A 20,363-nucleotide genomic window follows, 5' to 3' on the forward strand; every position below is an offset into this window, starting at 1 on the left:
AAGGCCGGCAAGGCGGAGGAGCTCCTCGCGCTGTCGCTGGAGGAGCGGCTCAAGCGGCGGATCGTCGACGGCGAGAAGAACGGCCTGGAGGCCGATCTGGACTCCGCTCTGGCGGAGAGGCCCGCCCTGGAGATCGTCAACGACGTGCTCCTGGACGGCATGAAGACGGTCGGTGAGCTGTTCGGCTCCGGCCAGATGCAGCTGCCGTTCGTGCTCCAGTCCGCCGAGGTCATGAAGACCGCGGTGGCCCACCTGGAACCGCACATGGAGAAGTCCGACGCCCAGGGCAAGGGCACGATCGTCCTGGCCACCGTCCGCGGCGACGTCCACGACATCGGCAAGAACCTCGTCGACATCATCCTGTCCAACAACGGCTACAACGTCGTCAACATCGGCATCAAGCAGCCGGTCTCCGCGATCCTGGAAGCCGCCGAGCAGCACGACGCCGACGTCATCGGCATGTCCGGCCTCCTGGTGAAGTCCACCGTGATCATGAAGGAGAACCTGGAGGAACTGAACAGCCGCGGCCTGGCGTCCCGCTTCCCCGTGATCCTCGGCGGCGCGGCCCTGACCAGGGCGTACGTCGAGCAGGACCTCCACGAGATCTACGAGGGCGAGGTCCGCTACGCCCGCGACGCCTTCGAGGGCCTGCGCCTCATGGACGCCCTCATGGCGGTGAAGAAGGGCGTCCCCGGAGCCGTACTGCCCCCGCTCAAGCAGCGCCGCGTGCCCCGGCAGCCGGTGGTGGAGGTCCGGGAGCCCGAGCCGGCCGGCCGCTCCGACGTCGCCGCCGACAACCCCGTACCCGAGCCCCCCTTCCTCGGGACCCGGGTCACCACCGGCATCCCGTTGTCCGAGTACGCCCCCTGGCTCGACGAGACCGCCCTCTTCAAGGGCCAGTGGGGACTGAAGGACGCCGCGACCGTGGAGACGGAGGGCAGGCCACGCCTGCGTGCCCTCCTCGACCGGATCGAACGCGAGAACCTGGTCGAAGCGGCTGTCGTCCACGGCTGGTTCCCCTGTGTGTCCAAGGGCGACGACCTGATCGTCCTGGACGAGGACGGAGGCGAGCGGACCCGCTTCACCTTCCCCCGCCAGCAGCGGGGCCGCCGCCTCTGCCTGGCCGACTTCCACCGCGCCGAGGACTCCGGCGAGGTGGACGCGGTCGCCCTCCAGGTCGTCACCGTCGGATCGAGGATCGGGGAGGAGACGGCCCGGCTCTTCGCCGCCGACGCCTACCGCGACTACCTCGAACTCCACGGCCTGTCCGTGCAGCTCGCCGAGGCCCTCGCCGAGTACTGGCACGCCCGCGTCCGCGCCGACTGGGGCATCGGCGGGAAGGACCCGGCGTCCATGGCCGGCATGTTCCGCACCGAGTACCAGGGCTGCCGCTACTCCCTCGGCTACCCGGCCTGCCCCGACCTGGAGGACCGGGCGAAGATCGCCGAGCTGCTCCGGCCGGAGCGGATCGGGGTCGTGCTGTCGGAGGAGTACCAGCTGCACCCCGAGCAGTCGACGGACGCGATCGTCGTCCACCACCCGGAGGCGAGCTACTTCAACGCGGGAGGCCGACGCCTGTGAACCCCACGTACTCCTTCGAGTTCTTCCCGCCGAAGACCGACAAGGGCGAGCAGACCCTCTGGGACGCGATCCGGCGCGTGGAGGCGTTGAAGCCGGACTTCGTGTCGGTGACGTACGGGGCGGGCGGCTCGTCCCGCGACCGGACGATCGAGGTCACGAAGCGGATCGTGACGGAGACGACGATGCGGCCCGTGGCCCATCTGACGGCCGTCGGGCACTCGGTCGCCGAGCTGCGGGCCATCATCGGCGCCTACGCGGACGCCGGGGTCCGGGACGTGCTCGTGCTGCGCGGCGACCCGCCGGGCGACCCGCGCGGCGCGTGGACCCCGCACCCGCAGGGCTTCACGTACGCGTACGAACTCGTCGAACTGGTCCGTTCGCTGGGCGAGTTCAGGATCGGCGTGGCGGCCTTCCCGGAGGGCCATCCGAGGTCCGCCGACGCGAAGACCGACCTCGCGCACTTCGTGGCGAAGTGCCGGGCGGGGGCGGACTACGCCATCACGCAGATGTTCTTCGACCCCGAGGACTACCTGCGGCTCCGGGACCGGGTCGCCGCCGCCGGCTGCGAGACCCCGATCATCCCGGAGATCATGCCCGCCACCGACGTGCGCCAGATCCGCCGCTTCGCCGAACTGTCGGACGCGGCCTTCCCCGAGGACCTGGCGCACCGCCTGGAGGCGGCGAAGGACGATCCGGCCGCCGCGTACCGCATCGGCGTCGAGCACGCGACGCGGATGGGCCTGCGGCTGCTCGACGAGGGCGCGCCGGGCCTGCACTACATCACGCTCAACAAGTCGACGGCGGCCCTGGAAATCCACCGAACCGTCATGAGTGCAAGGAGAGTCGCAGCACATGTCTGACACCACCCCCTTCTCCGACTACAAGGTCGCCGACATCTCGCTGGCCGAGTTCGGGCGCAAGGAGATCACCCTCGCGGAACACGAGATGCCGGGTCTGATGGCGATCCGCCGCGAGTACGCGGAGACGCGGCCGCTGGCCGGGGCCCGCATCACCGGCTCGCTCCACATGACGGTCCAGACCGCCGTCCTCATCGAGACCCTCGTGGCGCTCGGCGCCGAGGTCCGCTGGGTGTCCTGCAACATCTACTCGACGCAGGACCACGCGGCCGCCGCGATCGCCGCCGCCGGCATCCCGGTCTTCGCCTGGAAGGGCGAGACCCTGGAGGAGTACTGGTGGTGCACCGAGCAGGCCCTGACCTGGCCCGGCGCCGACGGCCCCAACATGATCCTGGACGACGGCGGCGACGCGACGCTGCTCGTCCACAAGGGTGTGGAGTACCAGAAGACGGGGGTCCTGCCGGAGGCCTCGAACGAGGAACTGGCGGTCGTGCGCGCCCTGCTGGAGAGGACCGCCCTGGACTGGACGGCGATGGCCGTCGGCATCCGCGGCGTCACGGAGGAGACGACGACGGGCGTCCACCGCCTGTACGAGATGCACCGCGAGGGCGGGCTCCTCTTCCCGGCGATCAACGTGAACGACGCCGTGACGAAGTCGAAGTTCGACAACAAGTACGGCTGCCGGCATTCGCTGATCGACGGCATCAACCGGGCGACGGACGTCCTCATCGGCGGCAAGACCGCCGTCGTCTGCGGCTACGGCGACGTCGGCAAGGGCTCCGCGGAGTCGCTGCGCGGCCAGGGCGCCCGCGTCGTCGTCACCGAGATCGACCCGATCTGCGCCCTTCAGGCGGCGATGGACGGCTACCAGGTCGCCACGCTGGACGACGTGGTGGAGACGGCCGACATCTTCATCACGACGACGGGCAACAAGGACATCATCATGGCGTCCGACATCGCCCGGATGAAGCACCAGGCGATCATCGGGAACATCGGCCACTTCGACAACGAGATCGACATGGCGGGACTGGCGCGGATCCCGGGGATCGTGAAGGACGAGGTCAAGCCGCAGGTCCACACGTGGACGTTCGAGGACGGCAAGGTCGTCATCGTCCTCTCCGAGGGCCGCCTGCTGAACCTCGGCAACGCGACCGGCCACCCCTCCTTCGTGATGTCGAACTCCTTCGCGGACCAGACGCTGGCCCAGATCGAGCTGTTCACGAAGACGGAGCAGTACCCGATCGGCGTGTACACGCTCCCGAAGCACCTGGACGAGAAGGTCGCCCGCCTCCACCTGGACGCGCTCGGCGTCAAGCTGACGACCCTCCGCCCCGAGCAGGCCGCCTACATCGGGGTCCCGGTGGAGGGCCCGTACAAGCCGGACCACTACCGCTACTGAGATGTGTACCGAAGACATCCGTGACCCCTGGCTCCCGGACCGGCTCCTCCGCACGGAACGGGACCTGCTGATGCCGCTCCTCCGGCGCACGCCCGAGGAAGCGTACGAGCTCCGCACCGCGTGCCCCGGCTGGACCGCCCGCCAGGTCCTCGCCCACTGCGGGGCGGCGCTCGTCCGGATCGTCGAGGACCGCCTCGAAGAAGGCGTGTTCCTTCCGGAGGCCAACGCCTGCGACGTCGCCGAACGCGAGGACTGGCCCATCGGCCGCGTCCTCGACGAACTCGAACGCGGCCTGACGGAGGCGGGGCCGGTCATCGCGGAACGCGAGGACGGGCGGCTCGACGCGGTCGCCCTCGGCGAGTGGATCCACGCCGGAGACGTACGGGAGGCCTTCGGCGAGCCCGGCGCGTACTGCGGCGCGGCGCTCGACCTGGCGCTTCCGCTGCTGTCGGTGACGAGCCGCCGCCGGGAGACGCCACGGCTGATCGGCGACCTGGCGGGCCGCTCCGGCGGGCCGGTGGCCCTCGGCAACGAGATCGAGGGGCGGGAGCCGGCGCGGTTCCGCGGGGACGCGGCGACGCTGATCCGGATCTACTCGGGGCGGCCGCTGACCCGGACGCGCTACTCCCTCACCGGCGCCACAGAACAAGAACTCCTCATCTACCGCTGACCCAGCCCCCGCGCCCGTGCGGGGCGGCGCCCTCCCGCACCCCCGTGTGGGCAATCGTCCCGCAGGGGCGGGACGGGTGGGCACACGGGACGGCGCCCTTAGCGGCGCCTCCGCGTTCCGCGCCCTGACCCGCACCACGAGCTGGGTGTGCAACCCGGTGCGGGTTCAGGCGCAGAAGCCTCGGGCGCCGGCAGGGCGCGGGTCCGTTGTGCCCACCCTCCCCCAAGCTCTCGGCTTCGCTCGAGCAGGGGGGACCCCCTTGCCCCAGCGGAACGACTGCCCACAACGGTGGCGGCGGGGGCACCGCCCCGGCGGGCGCAGCCACAGCGGGGCGTGAAGTCCGCCCGCAGCGGCGGGTGGTACGAGTCCGAAGGGAAACCCATGTCCACGCTCGACCGGCTCCTCCGTACCCACGTCGAGGCCACGCCCGACACCCCCGCCGCAGCCTTCGGCGACGAAACGCTCAGCTTCCGGGAGCTGCACGGCGCGGCCGGGGCCCTCGCCGTCCACCTCCACGCGCGAGGCGTCCGCGCGGACGACCGCGTGGGCGTGTTCGTCGAGCCGAGCCTCGACCTGATGACCGGCGTCTGGGGCGTCGTCCTGTCCGGCGGCGCCTACGTGCCGCTCTCCCCGGAGTACCCCGAGGAGCGCGTCCGTTACATGATCGAGGACAGCGGGGCCCGCGTCGTCCTCACCCAGGACCGTTTCCGGGACCGGGTCACGGAGCTGGCTCCGCCGGGGACGGAGGTCGTCGTCATCGGGGACGTGCCCCGGAGGACGGCACCGCTGCCCGAGCCCGCCCCGCACGACCTCGCCTACGTCATCTACACCTCCGGTTCCACCGGCAGGCCCAAGGGCGTCATGGTCGAGCACCGTTCGATCGTGTCGCAGATGCGCTGGATGGCGGCGGAGCACCGCCTCGGCCCGGACGCCGTCGTCCTCCAGAAGACGCCGATGAGTTTCGACGCCGCGCAGTGGGAGATCCTCGCCCCGGCGGTCGGGGCGCGGGTCGCGGTCGGCCCGCCGGGCGTGTACCGCGACCCGGAGGGGCTGATCGACGCGGTCCGGGCCTCGGGGGCGACCGTGCTCCAGGGCGTGCCGACGCTCCTCCAGGCCCTCGTGGACACCGAGCGGCTCGGCACCTGCACCGGCCTCCGTCGCGTCTGCTCGGGCGGCGAGATCCTCTCCCGGAACCTCGCCGCGCAGCTCCTCGCCGAGCTGCCGGCGGCGGAGCTGGTCAACCTCTACGGCCCCACCGAGTGCACGATCAACGCCTCCTCGTACACGGTGGACCGCGCGGCGCTCGCGGCCGGCGGCCCGGCCGCGGTGCCGATCGGCAGACCGGCCCACGGCACCACGTTCCACATACGGGACGGGGAGCTGTGCATCGGCGGGGTCCAGGTGGCGCGGGGGTATCTGGACCGGCCCGAGCTGACCGCCGAGAGGTTCCTCGTCACGGACACCGGCGAACGCCTCTACCGCACGGGCGACCTGGCCCACTGGAACGAGGACGGCACGGTCCAGTTCGCGGGCCGGGCGGACAACCAGGTCAAGCTGCGCGGCTTCCGCGTCGAGCTGGACGAGATCGCGCTCGCCATCGAGGACCACGACTGGGTCAGGAACGCGGCGGTCATCGTGAAGGACGAGCCCCGCACCGGTTTCCAGAACCTCGTCGCCTGCGTGGAGCTGTCGCCGAAGGAGGCGGCCCTGATGGACCAGGGAAACCACGGCGCCCACCACCAGTCGAAGGAGTCGAAGCTCCAGGTCAAGGCCCAGCTCTCCGACGCGGGCACCCGGTCGGACGCCGAGCTGGCGGGCTGCCCGGTGGTGCAGTTGCCGGGCGGGACGCCGACGGACCGGATGCGGCGCACGGTCTTCGCCCGCAAGACGTACCGCTTCTACGAGGGCGGCGAGGTGTCCCGCGCCGACGTCCTCGCGGCCCTGGCCCGCCGCCCGGAGGGCATCGGCTCGCGGCAGGTCGGCAGTCTCACCGCCGCCGACCTGGGGGAACTCCTGCGCTGGTTCGGTCAGTTCACCAGTGACGAACGGCTCCTCCCGAAGTACGGCTACGCCTCACCGGGCGCGCTGTACGCGACGCAGCTGTACGTGGAGGCGCGCGGGATCGCGGGCCTGGACCCGGGGAGGTACTACTACCACCCGGTCCGCCACCGCCTTTACCTGACCGAGCCGTTGCCCGCCACGGGCGGGCCGTCCCTCCGCCTCGCCTTCCGGGGGAAGCGCGAGGCGATCGAGCCGGTCTACCGGAACAACATCCAGGAGGTCCTGGAGATCGAAACCGGCCACATGGTGGGCCTCTTCGAGGAGGTCCTGCCCGGGTACGGCCTGGACGTCAGGGCGTGCGGGGACGGGTGCTGGGAGGTCGTGCCGTACGACGGGGAGGCGGGACGGGACCCGGAGGTGGACGTCTACGTCCAGGCCCACGGGGACCGCGTCCGGGACCTCCCCCCGGCCCAGTACGCCTACGAGGACGGCGCCCTGACCCCGGTCTCGGCCTCCCTCGTCGAGAAGAAGCACGTCATCGCGATCAACCAGGCGGTGTACGAGCGGGCCTCGCTCGGCGTCACCGTCGTCAGCCGGACGGCGGACGCGGACCGCGCGTACGTCGACCTCGGGCGCGCGCTCCAGCGCCTCCAGCTCGGCGGCCACGGCCTGGGGTTCATGTCCTCCGGCTACAGCTCCAAGTCCGGCCACCCGCTGCCTGCGGCCCGCCGCGTGGACGAGATCCTGACGGCGGCGGGACGGGCGACCGGCCCCTCGTACTTCTTCGTCGGCGGCCGGGTGAGCGAGGAGCAGCGGCTGAGCGAGGGGATGTACGAGGACACGGTCCACATGAAGGGCCCGGCGGAGATGATCCGCGACGACCTCGCGCACCACCTGCCGGACTACATGATCCCGAACCGGGTGGTGGTCCTGGACCGGCTGCCCCTGTCGGCGAACGGCAAGGTGGACACGAAGGCGCTGGCCGACCTCGCCGTGGTCAACGCGGGCCTGCACGGCCGTCCGCACGTCCCGCCCCGTACGCGGACGGAGGGCAGGCTCGCGGAGGTCTGGGCGGCGGCCCTGAAGTACGAGGACGTGGCGGCGGTCTCGGTCCTGGACGACTTCTTCGAGTCCGGCGGGAACTCGCTGATCGCGGTCGCGCTGGTGACGCGGATCAACCGCGAGTTCGGCTCCTCGCTCCCGCTCCAGGTCCTCTTCGAGCACCCGACGGTCGAGAAGCTCGCGCACCGCCTCGACGGCGCCGCCGCCACCCCCGCCTCCCGTCTCGTACGGCTCCACGCGGCCGGTGCGCAGTCGCCCGTGTACTGCTGGCCGGGGCTGGGCGGCTACACGATGAACCTGCGTCACCTGGCCGAGGAGGCCGGCATCGACCGTCCCTTCTACGGCGTCCAGGCGCACGGCATCAACCGGGGCGAGGAGCCGTACGCCACGATCCGCGAGATGGCCGCCGCCGACGTGGCCGCGATCCGCCGCCGCCAGCCCACCGGCCCGTACACCCTGTGGGGCTACTCCTTCGGCGCCCGCGTGGCCTTCGAGTCGGCGCACCTCCTGGAGGCGGCGGGGGAGCAGGTGGAGCACCTCTTCCTGATCGCCCCGGGTTCCCCGAAGGTCCGCTCCTCGGAGACGGGCGGGGCGACGTACGACAACCCGGCGTTCGTGACGATCCTGTACTCGGTCTTCGCGGGCACGATCGACCCGGGCGTGCGGGCGGAGGACCGCCGGGGTTTCGTCTCGTACGTGGCGGAGAACTTCCCGGCCCTGGACCCGGACCTGATCGACCGGATCGTCGCGATCGTCGAGGAGACCTTCGAGTTCACGTACACCTTCCGTGAGTTGACGGAGCGGCAGGTGAAGTGCCCGGTGACCCTCTTCAAGGCGGAGGGCGACGACTACTCGTTCCTGGAGAACGCCACGGGCTGGTCCACCCGCCCGCCGACGGTCGTGGAGCTGGACGCGGACCACTACAGCCTGCTCCGGCAGCCGGACCTGGCGGAGCTCGTCAAGAAGATCCGCTACCGCCTGGGGCTGTAGCGCCCTCCTCCGTGACCGGGGGTTTCGAGTGGAGGACGGCCCGGCCCTGTTCGGCGGCCCGGGCCGTGCTCTCGGAGACGTAGTCGAGGAAGCGGGCGACGTTCTCCATGCGGTGGCCGGCGGGAGTGCCGGCGCCGAGGACGGTGACGCCCTGCCGCGCGGTGTCGACGATCTGCGCGATGGACCGGGCGGAGGCCATCATCGCCTGGTACCAGACGTCGTCGTCGACGATGTAGCGCTCGCGGCGGCGGTCGTCGCGCTCCCGCCGGACGAGGCCCTGCTCGTCGAGGAACGCGACCGCCTTGGAGACGGACGCCGGGCTGACCTGGAGGCGCTCGGTGAGCTCGGACGCGGTGAGGCTGCCCGTGTCGGAGAGCGTGAGGGCGGCCATGACGCGGGCCATCATCTTGGGCATGCCCGAGGCCATCATGACGGTCGTGAACGTCTCCTCGTACGCGCGCACGGCCTCGGCGTCGCGCCCGTGTGCCTGCGGGGGGAGGGCGGTTCCCCGGGGCGCGGCGGGCTTGCGGCGGTGGGCGCGCTGCTCGGTGGCGCGGTGGGCGAGGTCGGCGCGGTAGCCGGCGGGGCCGCCGTTGCGCATGACCTCGCGCGTGACGGTCGAGGTCGGGCGGTCGAGGCGCCGGGCGATCTCGGCGTACGCGAGGCCGTCGGCCAGTCCCAGCGCGATCTGCTGGCGCTCCGGCTGGGTGAGTCTGCCTCCCGGCATCGCGGTCTCCTTCGTCGTCCGTGGTGGGGGCCAGCATAGCGTTCACCCGCATTCCATTGCAACGTACCGAGCGAGGTTCGTTGCATTAGGAGCAGATCCATTGCAATGAAATCCCTCAACTGACCTGCAAAAACAAGCTCTCTACGCAATCAAGTGCTTGCCGGATCTTCGAACGCAACGTAGCTTTTCCTTCATCGGAAACAGCGCGGCGAACAGGCGCCCGCCACGGACCAAGGAGCATCACCATGCAGACGTTCGACACCACCGCCCCGATCGCCGCCGTCCTCGCCGTCCCCGCCGGCCGCATCCGGCTCATCGCCGCCGACCGGGCCGACACCACCGTCGAGATCCTGCCCGCCGACCCCTCCAGGAGCCGCGACGTGAAGACGGCCGAGCGCACCGAAGTCGCCTACGCCGACGGGGTCCTGCGCATCGAGGTCCCCAAGTCGAAGGACGGCGTCCTCGGCGGCACCGGCTCCATCGAGGTCACGGTCCAGCTGCCCGCCGGCTCCAGGGTCGAGGCGGAGGCCGCCGCCACCGAACTCCGGGGCGTCGGACGGCTCGGCGACGTCGTCTTCGAGGGCGCGTACGGCCAGATCAAGATCGACGAGGCGGCGAACCTCCGGCTCACCGCCGCGGACGGCGACGTCGAGGTCGGCCGGCTGACCGGCTCCGCCGAGGTCAGCACCGCCCGGGGCGACATCCGCATCGCCGAGGCGGGGAACGGCACGGTCGCCCTGACCACCCAGAAGGGCGACATCACGGTCGGCGCCGCCGCCGGCGTCTCCGCATCGCTGGACGCCGGCACCGCCTACGGCCGGGTCGCCGACTCCCTCCGCAACGACGGCACTCCCGGCCTGACCATCAAGGCCACCACGGCGTACGGCGACATCACGGCCCGCAGCCTCTGACCGCCCACGGCCCCCCGGCCCGTCGCCGCCGCCCGCAGGGGTGGGCGGTGGCGGGCCGGACCTCGTCGCCCGCCGAGCCGGGTCCGCCGCGGCACCCGGTTCCTCTGATCTCGTGGCAGGATCGCAGGATGCTACGACTCACCGACTTCATCATCGACTGCCCGGACGCGATGAAGCTGGCGGCCTTCTACTCCGAAGTGGTGGGGCTTCCGGTCAAGGAGGGCAGCAACGAGCACTGGGCCGGCATCCAGTTCGGCGACATCGAACTGGCCTTCACCCCGGTGGAGGACTACCGCCCCCCGCAGTGGCCCGACAGTGAGCACCCCAAGCAGTTCCACCTCGACTTCGAGGTCGACGACATCGAGGCCGAACAGAGCCGCGTCCTGGCCCTCGGCGCGACCCTGCAGCGGGAGTGCGTCGGCCCCAACGGCTACGGCTTCCGCGTCTACACCGACCCCGTCGGCCACCCCTTCTGCCTCTGCCGCAACAAGGGCGTCGTCTGGACCGATGGGCGCCCCGTCTGGCCCGAGCGCGACCGGTAGGCCGCGGTCCTAGCCGGTGGAGACCGTCCGCGACGCGCACGCGGGGCAGTGGGTCTCGTCGCCGACGGGCCGGAAGAGCATGGGCTGGGTGTGGTCACCGGCGCACTCGCGGGCACCTTCGAGGCGCGGCGAGAGCCGGTTCACGGGTGCGGGTCGGGACGGTTCCCGTGGCGGTACGTCCCGCAGGAGGTAGCGGACGAGTCCGCCGGGCCGGTGGACGGGTGTTCCGTCCCCGGGCAGGCAGTGCCGGATGTGTTCGTGGACGTCGGCGGGGGTGTGTCCGGCGTCGAGCCAGCGGGCGGCGAGGCGGGCGAGTTCGTCGCGCATGCCGGGCGGGATGTGGCGGAGGGCGGGGGAGAGGACGGGCAGGGCGCCGACGAGGGCGCGGGCGTCGTCGATCCGGGGCGACTCCTCGGCGGTGTCGGCCTGCGGGGGAAGGTGGGAGGTGTCCTCCCGGGGGTCTTTCTCCGGATGACCGTCGGCCGGCGGGGCCGTCGGCCGACCGGCGGCCGGTTTGCGGGGGCTCGGCGTGACCTGCGGGGACGCGAGGGGTTCCCGGGCGAGGAGCTTGGCGGCCTGATCGGCGGTCAGCGGGTGGCTGGAGACCAGCTGTTGGGTGGCCCAGCGTCCTCCGGCGATCTGCACGCGCCGCTCGTGCACGAAGCCCTCCTCCTTGAGTTGCCGCTTGGCGCGGGTGAAGGCGGTTGCTCCGATCCGGGCACGTTCGGCGGTGCGGGAGAGTGACTCGCGGGCGCCCTGGGGGAGGGAGAGCTGCCAGGTCAGGAGGCGGACGGCGTCGGAGCTGAGCCGGGGATGCCGGATGATGTCGTGCGAGAACTGGGTGAAGGCACGTGAGGGCGCGTTAAAGTGCCGATAGATCACGGCGTGGAGGTCCGATCCACTAGTGGTTCAGGCCCTCGTCGATGGGGTGCAAGCCGTCGACGGGGGCTGTTTTGCGCGAAACGTATCGCACGGAGGGTGTCCAGTTCGACACGCACGGTGAAGAACCCTCGTACGGGTGACGTGCACCCGAGAGCGAACATCCTTGGATCCGGGCAGCGTTGGGTGAAAGCTGAGAGGACGCATACCGGATCCCGGAGGTCCTCCATGAGCGCCGAGCACACGAACACCCTGTACGAGGCCGTGGGCGGCGCCGACGCGCTGCGCCGGCTCTCCGAGACGTTCTACGAGGGGGTCCTGGCCGACCCCCTCCTCGCCCCCGTCTTCGCCGACTTCACCGCCGCCCACGTGGAACACGTGGCCGTGTGGCTGGCGGAGGTCTTCTCGGGGCCCGCCGGGTTCACGGCGGAGCTCGGCGGGCACCAGGCCCTGCTCCGCGCCCACCTCGGGCTCGGCATCACGGAGGAACAGCGGCTGCGCTGGATGGAGTTGATGAAGGCGGCCGTGGAGAAGGAACTCCCGGACGACGACCTGCTGCGCCGCCGGGTGATGGAGTACTTCGACTGGGGCACGCGGATCGCCGAGGACGTCTCGGCCTCGGCCCCCGGCACCGACCTCGGCACCCCCGGCCCCACCCCGCGCTGGGGCTGGGACGGCCTGGCCTGAACCGGGCCCTTCCCGGGTCGCTCGTTCGGGTCCCGCCGCCGTGCGGGCGGCGGGACCGGCTGGTCTGCTGGTCGGGATTCCTTCCCGGACTTACAGGAGCAGAGGCCATGGCCGAGGGCGTGATCGTGCGGCCCGAGCCCAAGTGACCGGGTGAGCCGGGGAAAACCCTTTGCGGGGCGGGGCGCGGGGCGCCACGCTCTCGGGCATGACCAGTCACCCCTCCCGCCCCGCAGCGGAGTCCCGCCCCGCCACGGAGCACCGCCCCGCAGCGGAGCCCCGTCCCGTCGCGGACCTGTTCTCCGCCGACGGGCGCCTCAAGGCGGTGCCGCGCAAGCCCGCCCGCCGCGAGGCGCTGCTCGCGCACCTCGCCGCGACCCTCTTCGAAGCGGACCGCACCTACCGCGAGTCCGAGGTCAACGAGGCCCTGCGTGCCGTGCACGAGGACTTCCCGGCGCTGCGCCGGTACCTCGTGACCGGCGGTTTCCTCTCCCGTACGAAGGACGGCGCGGACTACCGCCGACAGCAGCGGCCCGACTCCCCCGGAGGCGCGATCCCCGCCGTCGCGTGACGGCCGCGGTGGTGGCCGGCGCGCTCGCCGGCTACGGCATCGCGATCCCGGTCGGCGCCGTCGGCGCCTACCTCGTGGCCGTCACGGCCCGCACCGGCTGGCGCACGGGCGCCGGCGCGGCCCTCGGGGTCGCCACGGCCGACGGGGCCTACGCCCTGCTCGCGGTGGCCGGCGGCTCCGCGCTCGTCCCCGTGCTCGCGCCTGTGACGACCCCGCTGCGGTGGGCGTCCGCGCTGGTGCTCACCGTGCTGGCCCTGCGGGCCGCGTGGGGCGCGCTGGCCGCGTACCGCGACGGCGGCCTCGCCTCCCGTGACGACGGCACGGCCCTGACGCTGGCCCGTGCGTACGTCGCCTTCCTGGGGATCACGATCCTGAACCCCATGACGGTGGTCTACTTCGCCGCCCTCGTCCTCGCCACGGGCCCCTCGGCCCCCGACACGCTGCCCGACCGCACGGCCTTCGTCCTCGCCGCGCTCGCCGCCTCGGCCAGCTGGCAGCTCCTCCTCGCCCTCGGCGGCACCCTCCTCGGCCGTGCCCTGACGGGCCCCCGGGGCCGCTTGGCCACGGCCCTCGCGTCGAGCACCCTGATCGTCGCCCTGGCGATACGGCTGGTGGCCCGGGGCTGACGCACGACGCCCACAAGGGCGACCGTCAGGCGCCGGGCAGCAGCCGGATCATGTCGATGCCGGGGCGCACCTTGGCGATGGCCGTGAAGTCGTCGTCCACGTGCAGCAGGGTCAGGCGGTGCTGCTCGGCCGTGAGCGCGATCAGGATGTCCATCGGCGACGGCCCCCGGTGGTGGCCGATCCTGAGCAGGTCCCGCTGTACGGCGATGACCTTGGGCCAAGGGTCTTCCGGTGCCGGGACCCAGGTGAAGGTCTGGCTCGGCATGGTGGTGAAGGGCTCGCTGTCGCGGTCCGAGCGCAGTGCCCGCATCAGCTCCGCTTCGACGGGTGGACAGAGCGAGACCTGGCCGTGTGCCACTCGGGACGGCCAGGGCTCGCCGACCTGCCGGCGCAGGAGCCGCCGCACGGCCGACGTGTCGGCGAGGTAGTTCACCGGCCGGACCGCTCCTGCTCTTCCAGGAAGTCGAAGTCGAGGAAGTTCTCGGCGTTCTCCTGGAGCCATCGCAGCGCCCGGGCGCGGTCGTCCGCGCTGATCGACGCCGCTATGGCCAGCGCCCGGTTGATGGTGTCCCGCTTGGTCTTGGTGCCGAGCTGCTGCTGTGCGAAGGCGAGCATGTCGTCGTCGATGTCGACCAGGGTCTTGGACACGGGAACCTCCACCGGCAGGCCGTATATATCTGCACGAGGGTTATATATCGCGTTCGGCCGCACGGGCAGGCGGTGCTTCTCGTCGCCCCCCTCCTCCCCCCCCGCCACGTCTCACTTCACGGGATCCGCTTGCCGTCCCCCGGGGCGAGGCGTCAGGCTCCGGGGCTGGTCGTTCGGAGTTCGGGGGGAACATGACGGAGCGGGTGCTCGGGGCGGGGCTGCGGCAGCGGCATCTGGCCATGATCGCGTTGGGCGGGGCCATCGGGGCCGGGCTGTTCGTCGGGTCGGGGGTCGGGATCGCCGCCGCCGGGCCCGGGATCCTCGTCTCGTACCTCCTCGCCGGGGCGCTGACCGTGCTCGTGATGCGGATGCTCGGGGAGATGTCCGCCGTCCGCCCGGTGAGCGGCTCCTTCGCCGAGCACGCGCGGACGGCCTTCGGGCCGTGGGCTGGGCTGCTCGCCGGGTGGATGTACTGGGCGCTGCTCGTCGTGAGCGTCGCCGCCGAGGCCGTCGCCGCGGCGCACATCGTCGGCGGCTGGGTGCTCGCGGTGCCCGGCTGGGCGTGGGTCGCCGTCTTCATGGGGGTCTTCACCGCGAGCAACCTCACCGGCGTATGGAACTTCGGCGAGCTGGAGTTCTGGTTCGCCGGCCTGAAGATCGCCGCCATCGCCGGCTTCCTGCTGCTCGGCGTCCTCGTGGTCGGCGGGCTGGTGCCCGGGACGCCCTCGCCCGGGGCCGGGCACCTCCTCCACGACGGCGGCTTCCTGCCGCACGGCTGGCACGGCGTCGCCGTCGGCGTCGTCGCCGCCGTCTTCGCCTTCGGCGGCCTGGAGACCGTGACCGTCGCCGCCGCCGAGTGCGCGGACCCGGCCCGCGCCGTGCGGGCCGGCGTCCGGGCCGTGATGTGGCGGGTCGCGGTCTGCTACCTCGGCTCGATGGCCGTCGTCGTGACCCTCGTCCCGTGGAACGACCCGGCCGTGGCCGACGGCCCGTACGCCGCCGTCATGGGCCGGATCGGCGTGCCCGGCGCCGCCGACCTGATGAAGGCCGTCGTCCTCGTGGCGCTCCTGTCCGCGATGAACGCCAACGTCTACGGCTCCTCCCGCATGTTGTACGCCCTCGTCGGACGCGGCGACGCGCCGCGCGCCCTCGGCCGGCTCGGCGGACGGTCGGGCGTCCCGTACGCCGCCGTCCTCGCCTCCGCCGCGTTCGGGTTCGTCTCCGTCGTGCTCAGCATGGTCTGGCCGCGTACGGTCTTCCCGTTCCTGCTCCACTCGATCGGCGCCGCGATCCTGCTCGTCTGGGCGCTGATCGCCGCCTCCCACCTGCGGCTGCGCGGCCCCTCCGTACGGGCCGCCGCCGCCCTCGCCGGGATCGGCGGGGTGCTGCTGTTCATGCTGGGGGACGCCGCGAGCCGTACGCAGCTCCTCACCACCGGGGGGTGGGCCGTGGGCCTGCTGGCCGTCGCGTGGGCGAGGAGCCTCAGGAACGCGCGTACCGGGCCAGGAACAGATCCACTCCCGAGCTGATCACCCGCGTCAGCTCCGCGTCGTCGATCTCGGCGTCGGGGGAGAAGGTGCGGACGAGCTGCGGCACGCCCACCGTGGCCGCCACCAGCTGCTGCACGGCGAGCGCCGGGTCGGGCGCGTCGAGGACGCCGCGCGCGTTCAGCTCGGTGAAGGCCTCGACCAGCGGGCCGTTGTTCATGTCGTAGCTGACCCGGTACCAGAGCTGACCGAGCTGCGGGAAGCGGTCGATCTCGCCGATGACCAGGCGGCGCAGCTTCATGATGTCGGGGCGCAGCAGGATCCGGGCCCAGTCGGTGGTGAGCCGGACGAGCGCGGCCCGCAGGTCGGGGGCGTCGGCGATCGTGGAGTTGGAGGGCTCCAGATCGGCGTACGTCTTCGGCAGGACGCCGCCGATGACGGCGAGGAACAGGCGCTCCTTGCTGCCGAAGTGCTTGTAGATCGTCGCCTTCGAGACGCCGGAGCCGCGGGTGATCGCGTCCATGGACGCCGCCGAGTACCCCTCCGCCAGGAACTCCGCGAGCGCCGCGTCGATGATCGCCTGGCGCTTGCGCGAGGCCGCGTCCGCCGGGTCCGGGATGATCGGGATGCCGTACTCGTCGATCGCGTCGGCGGGCTGTGCGTCGGCTCCGGCTCCCATGGGTTTCCTTCGGTGGTGGCGGCTGGAGCTTCCACTATATGAACTGAACGGTTTGGTCTGCAAAGGCCGCCAGGGCGGGACCCGCCGCGACGCCGATCAGGAAGGCCAGGTTGAACAGGCCGATCGCGAGACCGTGCCGGGCCGGCGGCAGCCCCCCGGTCGCGGCGCCCGTGAGCAGCCCCTGACCGCCGGCCGTGACGAGCGCGCTCGCCCCCGAACCGATCAGGACGGCCACCGCCCAGGGCGCGGTCACGGCGAGGACGAGCGCCCCGGCCGAACCGAGCACGAGGACCACCCGCAGCCGGGCCGGGCCGAGCCCCGGAGCCGCGCGGACCAGCTGCCAGGACAGCAGCGCCCCGGCGAGCGCGGCGACGGACGAGGCGGCTCCCGTCTCCACCGCGCTCCAGCCGGTGAGGGCGGTGACGCGGCGCGGAGCGGCGTACAGCAGGAAGAAGTTGACGGTCGAGAGGGCCAGCATCAGGCCGGTGGCGGCGAGGAAGCGGCGGTCGCGGAGGATGTCGAGGGGTGGTCCGGTTCTCTTTCCGGCGGTACGGGACGTGTCGTCGCCCGGCGTCGGCGACCCGCTCGCGAGCCGGAGCACCGGGCGCAGGAACGGCAGGCAGAGCAGCGGGAGCACCAGGGCCGCGCGCCAGCCGAACGCCCCGGCCGCCGCCGCGCCCACGAACAGGCCGGCGGTGCCGCCGACCGCGCTGCCGATCGCGACCACGCCCGGGGTGCGGCCCGAGCGGTCCCGGCCGGCGAGCTGGAACGCGGCGACGTTCAGCCCCGCCGCCCCGGCCGCCTCCAGGGCCCGCCCGGCGACCGCCAGGGGCAGGTTCGGGGCGAGGAGGACGAGGAGCGCGCCGAGGGCCACGAGGACGGCGGAGGCCCTGACGATCCCGGCGGGGCCGTGCCGGCGGCCGGCGGTGGCGGAGAGGAGGGGGGTGCCGACGGCCATGCCGAGGCCGAAGGCGGTCATGAGCCAGGCGGCCGCCGCCGGGCCGACGCCCAAGGCCCGTGCCGCTTCCGGCAGAGCGAGGCTCGGCCCCGACACCCCCATCGAGGCGGGGGCCGCGAGCGCGGCGAGCAGGGTGCCGGTCTTGACGGTGCCCTGCCGGACCCCCTCGGCCGGTGCCGGTGTCGGTGTCGTGTCGCCGTCCGCGGCCCGGTGGTCGGTCTGTGCCCACCGGTTCCGTCCCGCGGAACGCCTGCCCGCGAACTCCCCGCTCATACCGGCATCCGCCCCATCAGGCCCTGCCTGAAGTCGCGCTCCGCCTCGCGGAGTTCCGCGGCCGTGTTCATCACGAAGGGGCCGCTCCGGGCCACCGGTTCGCCGATCGGTTCGCCCGTCAGGACCAGGACCTCGGCCGCGGTGTCCGCCGCCTCGACCGTGAACCGTTCGCCGTCCCCCGCCAGGACCGCGAGGTGGCCGTCGGGGAGGTGTTCGCCGGCCACCGTGGCCTCGCCCCGCATCACGTACACCATCGCGTTGTGGTCGGCCGGGGCGGTGAACTCGGCGCGGGTGCCGGGGGAGAGGCGCCCGTGGGCGACGAGTACCGGCGTACGGGTCTCGAAGGGGCCGGTCACGCCGTGGCTGGTCCCGGCGAGGACGGTCAGTTCGGCGCCCCCGGGGGTGACGGCCACCGGCAGGTCGCAGGGCTCGACGTTCTGGCTGCGCGGCGGGACGCCCTTGAGGCGGGCGGGGAGGTTCAGCCAGATCTGGAGCATGTGCTGCCGGCCGCCCGAGGCGAGGAACTCCGGCGTGGGCAGGGCCTCGTGGACGATCCCGGAGCCGGCGGTGAGCCACTGGACGCCGCCCGCGCGGACGACGGCGCGGTGGCCGCGCGAGTCGGCGTTGGCGACGTCGCCGTCCAGGACGTACTGGATCGTCTCGAAGCCCCGGTGCGGGTGCGGGGGCGCGCCCTTCGCCTCGCCGGGCGCGAGGTCGACGGGGCCGACCTGGTCGATCATCAGGAACGGGTCCACGAAGGGGAGTTCCGCCGTGGGGAAGGGGCGGCGGACCGGGAATCCGGCGCCCTCGTGGGTGTGGAAGGGGCGTGCCGTGCGGGCGACGGTCCGCCCGGTGGTGAGTGCGGTCATGTCCTCGAATGAACTACACCATTCAGTTCAGTGTCAAGACTGAACCGTTTCGTTGACAGACTGAACCGATCGGTTTAGCTTCGTGGTCGTCACGTCAGGAAGTCCGGCACGCGCCGGCCCGTCGACCCACCGGGGGACCCCCATGACCGCGTCCACGATCCTCGCCGTCTCCGGCTCGCTCCGCGCCACCTCGCACAACACGCAACTGCTCCGCGCCGCACAGAAGTTCAACCCCGGCGGCCTGGAGATCGAGATCTACGAAGGCCTGCGCGAGATCCCGCCGTACGACCTGGACCTCGACACCCCCGAGAAGCGCCCGGCCGTCGTCGCCGACCTCCGCCGCCGGGTCGCGGAGGCGGACGGGCTGCTCATCGCCACCCCGGAGTTCAACTACTCCGTCCCCGGCGTCCTCAAGAACGCGCTCGACTGGATCTCCACCGACTGGACCAGGACCGAGGGCCTCCCCCTGCACCGCAAGCCCGTCGCGATCCTCGGCGCCGCGCCCACCAACTTCGGCACCGTCCGGGCGCAGCTGGCCCTGCGTCAGGTCTTCGTCTGGACCGACAGCGACGTCGTCGTGAAGCCCGAGGTGCACGTCTTCCGCTCCCACGAGCGCTTCGACGCCGACGGCAACCTCACGGACGAGACGACGATCGAGCTGCTCCAGGGCCTGCTGGGCGCACTCCGGACCAAGATCGAGGCCCGCTCGTGACGGCCCCGGCGCCCGCCGCCACCGCAGGCGCCCCCGCCGCCGTCACCGCCACCTACCTGGGCACGGCCACCGTCCTCCTCCGGATCGGCGACCTCACCGTCCTCACCGACCCGGCGCTCGACCCGGCCCCCGCCGACTATCCGGGCGCCCGTCCGCTCCACCGCACCACGGGACCGGCCCTGACCGCCGCCGAACTCCCGCCCGTCGACCTGGTCCTGCTCTCGCACGACCAGCACGCCGACAACCTGGACCCGACCGGCCGCGAGGTCCTGGCCGGCGCGGACCTGGTGCTGACCACCCCCGAGGCCGCCGAGCGGCTGGGCGGCCGGGCGGTGGGGCTCGCCCCCTGGGAGAGCCGGAAGGTCACGGCCGGGACGACGACCGTCACGGTCACGGCGACCCCGGCCCGCCACGGCCCGGAGGGAACGGAACAGGTCACCGGCCCCGTCACGGGCTTCGTCGTCGCGCACGAGGGCGGCACGCTCTACGTCTCCGGCGACACCGTCCGCCACGACGCCCTGACGGAGATCGGCGACCGCTTCCGCATCGACACGGCCTTCCTCCACCTCGGCGACGCGCACTTCCCGTCCACCGGGGACCGCGCCTTCTCGATGAGCGCGACGGAGGGCGCGGCCCTCGCCCGGACCCTCGGCGCCCGGACGGTGATCCCCCTCCACTACGACTCCTGGGACCACCTCGCCGAGGACCCGGCCCGCATCACGGAGGCGTTCGAGGGCGACCCCGGGTCGGCGGGACGGCTGCGGTGGCTGCGGCCGGGGGCGGCCGAGAGACTCTGAGTGCCCACGGGCCGGGAGCCGCGTCCGACGGCCCGCGCGGACGGCTCGGCCGGGACCGGCCGCAGGCCGCCGCCCGAGCCGTACGACTCGGGCGGCGGCCCGACCGGCCCCGCCCGAGCCCGCGTACGGAGGGTCAGCGCCCCCGCCGGGCCGTCATCGCGACGGCCCCCGCCACCGCGAGGGCCGCGCCCGCCGCCATGACGCCCCGGCCGGAGCGGTACGAGAGCACCGACCAGCACGACCGCGCCGACAGCAGGGAGCCGACGCTCGCCCAGGACCCGACCGAGAGCGCCGAGGCGGCGGAGCCGATCGACCCGACCGAGAGGAACGACCCGACCGAGCCGATCGACAGGGTCGAGTTGACCGAACCGATGGACAGGAACGAGCCACGGGACCAGAGCGAGAGACGCGAGGAAGAGCACGAAGAGGCCATGGCGCGA

The 20,363-nt window shown here is 72.7% G+C and carries 21 protein-coding genes; 13 read left to right on the top strand and 8 right to left on the bottom strand.

The window, feature by feature from the left end:
• The 5 genes from ACIGW4_RS24335 to ACIGW4_RS24355 form a co-directional block, all read left to right on the top strand.
• The coding region (locus ACIGW4_RS24335; RefSeq protein ID WP_399582816.1) for a vitamin B12 dependent-methionine synthase activation domain-containing protein at nucleotides 1–1,581 on the top strand (1,581 nt) is incomplete at its 5' end.
• Nucleotides 1,578–2,441: a methylenetetrahydrofolate reductase [NAD(P)H] gene (gene metF / locus ACIGW4_RS24340; RefSeq protein ID WP_399582818.1), complete on the top strand. Its 864-nt coding sequence runs from the start codon at nucleotides 1,578–1,580 to the stop codon at nucleotides 2,439–2,441. The genes ACIGW4_RS24335 and metF, both read left to right, overlap by 4 nt.
• Nucleotides 2,434–3,837 carry an adenosylhomocysteinase gene (ahcY, locus tag ACIGW4_RS24345; RefSeq protein WP_399582819.1) on the top strand — a complete coding sequence of 468 codons (1,404 nt, stop codon included), beginning with the start codon at nucleotides 2,434–2,436 and terminating at the stop codon, nucleotides 3,835–3,837. The genes metF and ahcY overlap by 8 nt, the downstream gene beginning before the upstream one ends.
• A 1-nt stretch (nucleotide 3,838) precedes the next feature.
• Complete coding sequence (locus tag ACIGW4_RS24350) at nucleotides 3,839–4,507, top strand: maleylpyruvate isomerase family mycothiol-dependent enzyme (RefSeq protein ID WP_123454191.1); 669 nt, start codon at nucleotides 3,839–3,841, stop codon at nucleotides 4,505–4,507.
• A 381-nt stretch (nucleotides 4,508–4,888) separates the two neighbouring features.
• On the top strand, nucleotides 4,889–8,560 hold the full coding sequence (locus ACIGW4_RS24355) for an amino acid adenylation domain-containing protein (RefSeq protein WP_399582821.1): 3,672 nt from the start codon (nucleotides 4,889–4,891) through the stop codon (nucleotides 8,558–8,560).
• Here the strand turns inward: ACIGW4_RS24355 and ACIGW4_RS24360 are convergent.
• Nucleotides 8,529–9,287 (bottom strand): helix-turn-helix domain-containing protein, encoded by a 759-nt coding sequence (locus ACIGW4_RS24360; protein WP_123454195.1) that lies wholly within the window; start codon nucleotides 9,285–9,287, stop codon nucleotides 8,529–8,531. The two genes, ACIGW4_RS24355 and ACIGW4_RS24360, sit on opposite strands and share 32 nt — an antisense overlap.
• A gap of 245 nt (nucleotides 9,288–9,532) precedes the next feature.
• On the opposite strand from ACIGW4_RS24360, the gene ACIGW4_RS24365 reads away from it, so the two are divergent.
• Both ACIGW4_RS24365 and ACIGW4_RS24370 read left to right on the top strand, forming a co-directional pair.
• Nucleotides 9,533–10,198 (top strand): DUF4097 family beta strand repeat-containing protein, encoded by a 666-nt coding sequence (locus ACIGW4_RS24365; RefSeq protein ID WP_399582823.1) that lies wholly within the window; start codon nucleotides 9,533–9,535, stop codon nucleotides 10,196–10,198.
• A gap of 128 nt (nucleotides 10,199–10,326) precedes the next feature.
• Complete coding sequence (locus ACIGW4_RS24370; protein ID WP_359591511.1) at nucleotides 10,327–10,740, top strand: VOC family protein; 414 nt, start codon at nucleotides 10,327–10,329, stop codon at nucleotides 10,738–10,740.
• A gap of 9 nt (nucleotides 10,741–10,749) precedes the next feature.
• On the opposite strand, the gene ACIGW4_RS24375 is transcribed toward ACIGW4_RS24370, so the two are convergent.
• Complete coding sequence (locus ACIGW4_RS24375; protein ID WP_399582825.1) at nucleotides 10,750–11,622, bottom strand: hypothetical protein; 873 nt, start codon at nucleotides 11,620–11,622, stop codon at nucleotides 10,750–10,752.
• A 225-nt stretch (nucleotides 11,623–11,847) separates the two neighbouring features.
• Here ACIGW4_RS24375 and ACIGW4_RS24380 point away from each other — a divergent pair, with 225 nt between their 5' ends.
• The 3 genes from ACIGW4_RS24380 (at nucleotide 11,848) to ACIGW4_RS24390 (ending at nucleotide 13,500) form a co-directional block, all read left to right on the top strand.
• Nucleotides 11,848–12,306 (top strand): group II truncated hemoglobin, encoded by a 459-nt coding sequence (locus tag ACIGW4_RS24380; RefSeq protein WP_123454203.1) that lies wholly within the window; start codon nucleotides 11,848–11,850, stop codon nucleotides 12,304–12,306.
• Nucleotides 12,307–12,511: 205 nt separating this feature from the next.
• On the top strand, nucleotides 12,512–12,874 hold the full coding sequence (locus ACIGW4_RS24385) for a DUF2087 domain-containing protein (protein WP_398714140.1): 363 nt from the start codon (nucleotides 12,512–12,514) through the stop codon (nucleotides 12,872–12,874).
• Nucleotides 12,871–13,500, top strand: a complete 630-nt coding sequence (locus tag ACIGW4_RS24390; protein WP_399582830.1) for a LysE family transporter — start codon at nucleotides 12,871–12,873, stop codon at nucleotides 13,498–13,500. Before ACIGW4_RS24385 ends, ACIGW4_RS24390 begins: the two co-directional genes overlap by 4 nt.
• 25 nt (nucleotides 13,501–13,525) lie before the next feature.
• Here the strand turns inward: ACIGW4_RS24390 and ACIGW4_RS24395 are convergent, their stop codons facing one another.
• Both ACIGW4_RS24395 and ACIGW4_RS24400 read right to left on the bottom strand, forming a co-directional pair.
• Complete coding sequence (locus ACIGW4_RS24395) at nucleotides 13,526–13,933, bottom strand: PIN domain nuclease (RefSeq protein ID WP_398714144.1); 408 nt, start codon at nucleotides 13,931–13,933, stop codon at nucleotides 13,526–13,528.
• The gene (locus ACIGW4_RS24400) at nucleotides 13,930–14,148 is read right to left on the bottom strand and encodes a type II toxin-antitoxin system VapB family antitoxin (protein WP_398714145.1); all 219 of its coding nucleotides are present in this window, start codon (nucleotides 14,146–14,148) and stop codon (nucleotides 13,930–13,932) included. Before ACIGW4_RS24400 ends, ACIGW4_RS24395 begins: the two co-directional genes overlap by 4 nt.
• Before the next feature lie 191 nt (nucleotides 14,149–14,339).
• Between ACIGW4_RS24400 and ACIGW4_RS24405 the strand changes: the two genes are divergently transcribed.
• On the top strand, nucleotides 14,340–15,677 hold the full coding sequence (locus tag ACIGW4_RS24405) for an amino acid permease (RefSeq protein WP_399582833.1): 1,338 nt from the start codon (nucleotides 14,340–14,342) through the stop codon (nucleotides 15,675–15,677).
• Here the strand turns inward: ACIGW4_RS24405 and ACIGW4_RS24410 are convergent.
• From ACIGW4_RS24410 to ACIGW4_RS24420, 3 genes are read right to left on the bottom strand one after another with little or no spacing between them, the layout of a single operon-like run.
• Entirely contained in the window at nucleotides 15,631–16,314 is a 684-nt protein-coding gene (locus tag ACIGW4_RS24410; RefSeq protein ID WP_123454212.1) for a TetR/AcrR family transcriptional regulator, read from the bottom strand. The two genes, ACIGW4_RS24405 and ACIGW4_RS24410, sit on opposite strands and share 47 nt — an antisense overlap.
• Nucleotides 16,315–16,348: 34 nt before the next feature.
• Nucleotides 16,349–17,545 carry an MFS transporter gene (locus ACIGW4_RS24415; RefSeq protein WP_399582836.1) on the bottom strand — a complete coding sequence of 399 codons (1,197 nt, stop codon included), beginning with the start codon at nucleotides 17,543–17,545 and terminating at the stop codon, nucleotides 16,349–16,351.
• Nucleotides 17,542–18,414, bottom strand: coding sequence for a pirin family protein (locus ACIGW4_RS24420; RefSeq protein ID WP_399582837.1), 873 nt, complete (start codon nucleotides 18,412–18,414; stop codon nucleotides 17,542–17,544). The genes ACIGW4_RS24415 and ACIGW4_RS24420 overlap by 4 nt, the downstream gene beginning before the upstream one ends.
• Nucleotides 18,415–18,556: 142 nt before the next feature.
• On the opposite strand from ACIGW4_RS24420, the gene ACIGW4_RS24425 reads away from it, so the two are divergent.
• Both ACIGW4_RS24425 and ACIGW4_RS24430 read left to right on the top strand, forming a co-directional pair.
• Nucleotides 18,557–19,126, top strand: a complete 570-nt coding sequence (locus ACIGW4_RS24425) for an NADPH-dependent FMN reductase (RefSeq protein WP_123454218.1) — start codon at nucleotides 18,557–18,559, stop codon at nucleotides 19,124–19,126.
• Entirely contained in the window at nucleotides 19,123–19,923 is an 801-nt protein-coding gene (locus ACIGW4_RS24430; protein WP_359591530.1) for an MBL fold metallo-hydrolase, read from the top strand. The genes ACIGW4_RS24425 and ACIGW4_RS24430 overlap by 4 nt, the downstream gene beginning before the upstream one ends.
• A 133-nt stretch (nucleotides 19,924–20,056) precedes the next feature.
• Here the strand turns inward: ACIGW4_RS24430 and ACIGW4_RS24435 are convergent, their stop codons facing one another.
• Nucleotides 20,057–20,356, bottom strand: a complete 300-nt coding sequence (locus tag ACIGW4_RS24435; RefSeq protein ID WP_123454222.1) for a hypothetical protein — start codon at nucleotides 20,354–20,356, stop codon at nucleotides 20,057–20,059.
• Between the last annotated feature and the right edge of the window lie 7 nt (nucleotides 20,357–20,363).

Source organism: Streptomyces sp. NPDC053513, assembly GCF_044544765.1.
GTDB classification, from domain to species: domain Bacteria; phylum Actinomycetota; class Actinomycetes; order Streptomycetales; family Streptomycetaceae; genus Streptomyces; species Streptomyces litmocidini.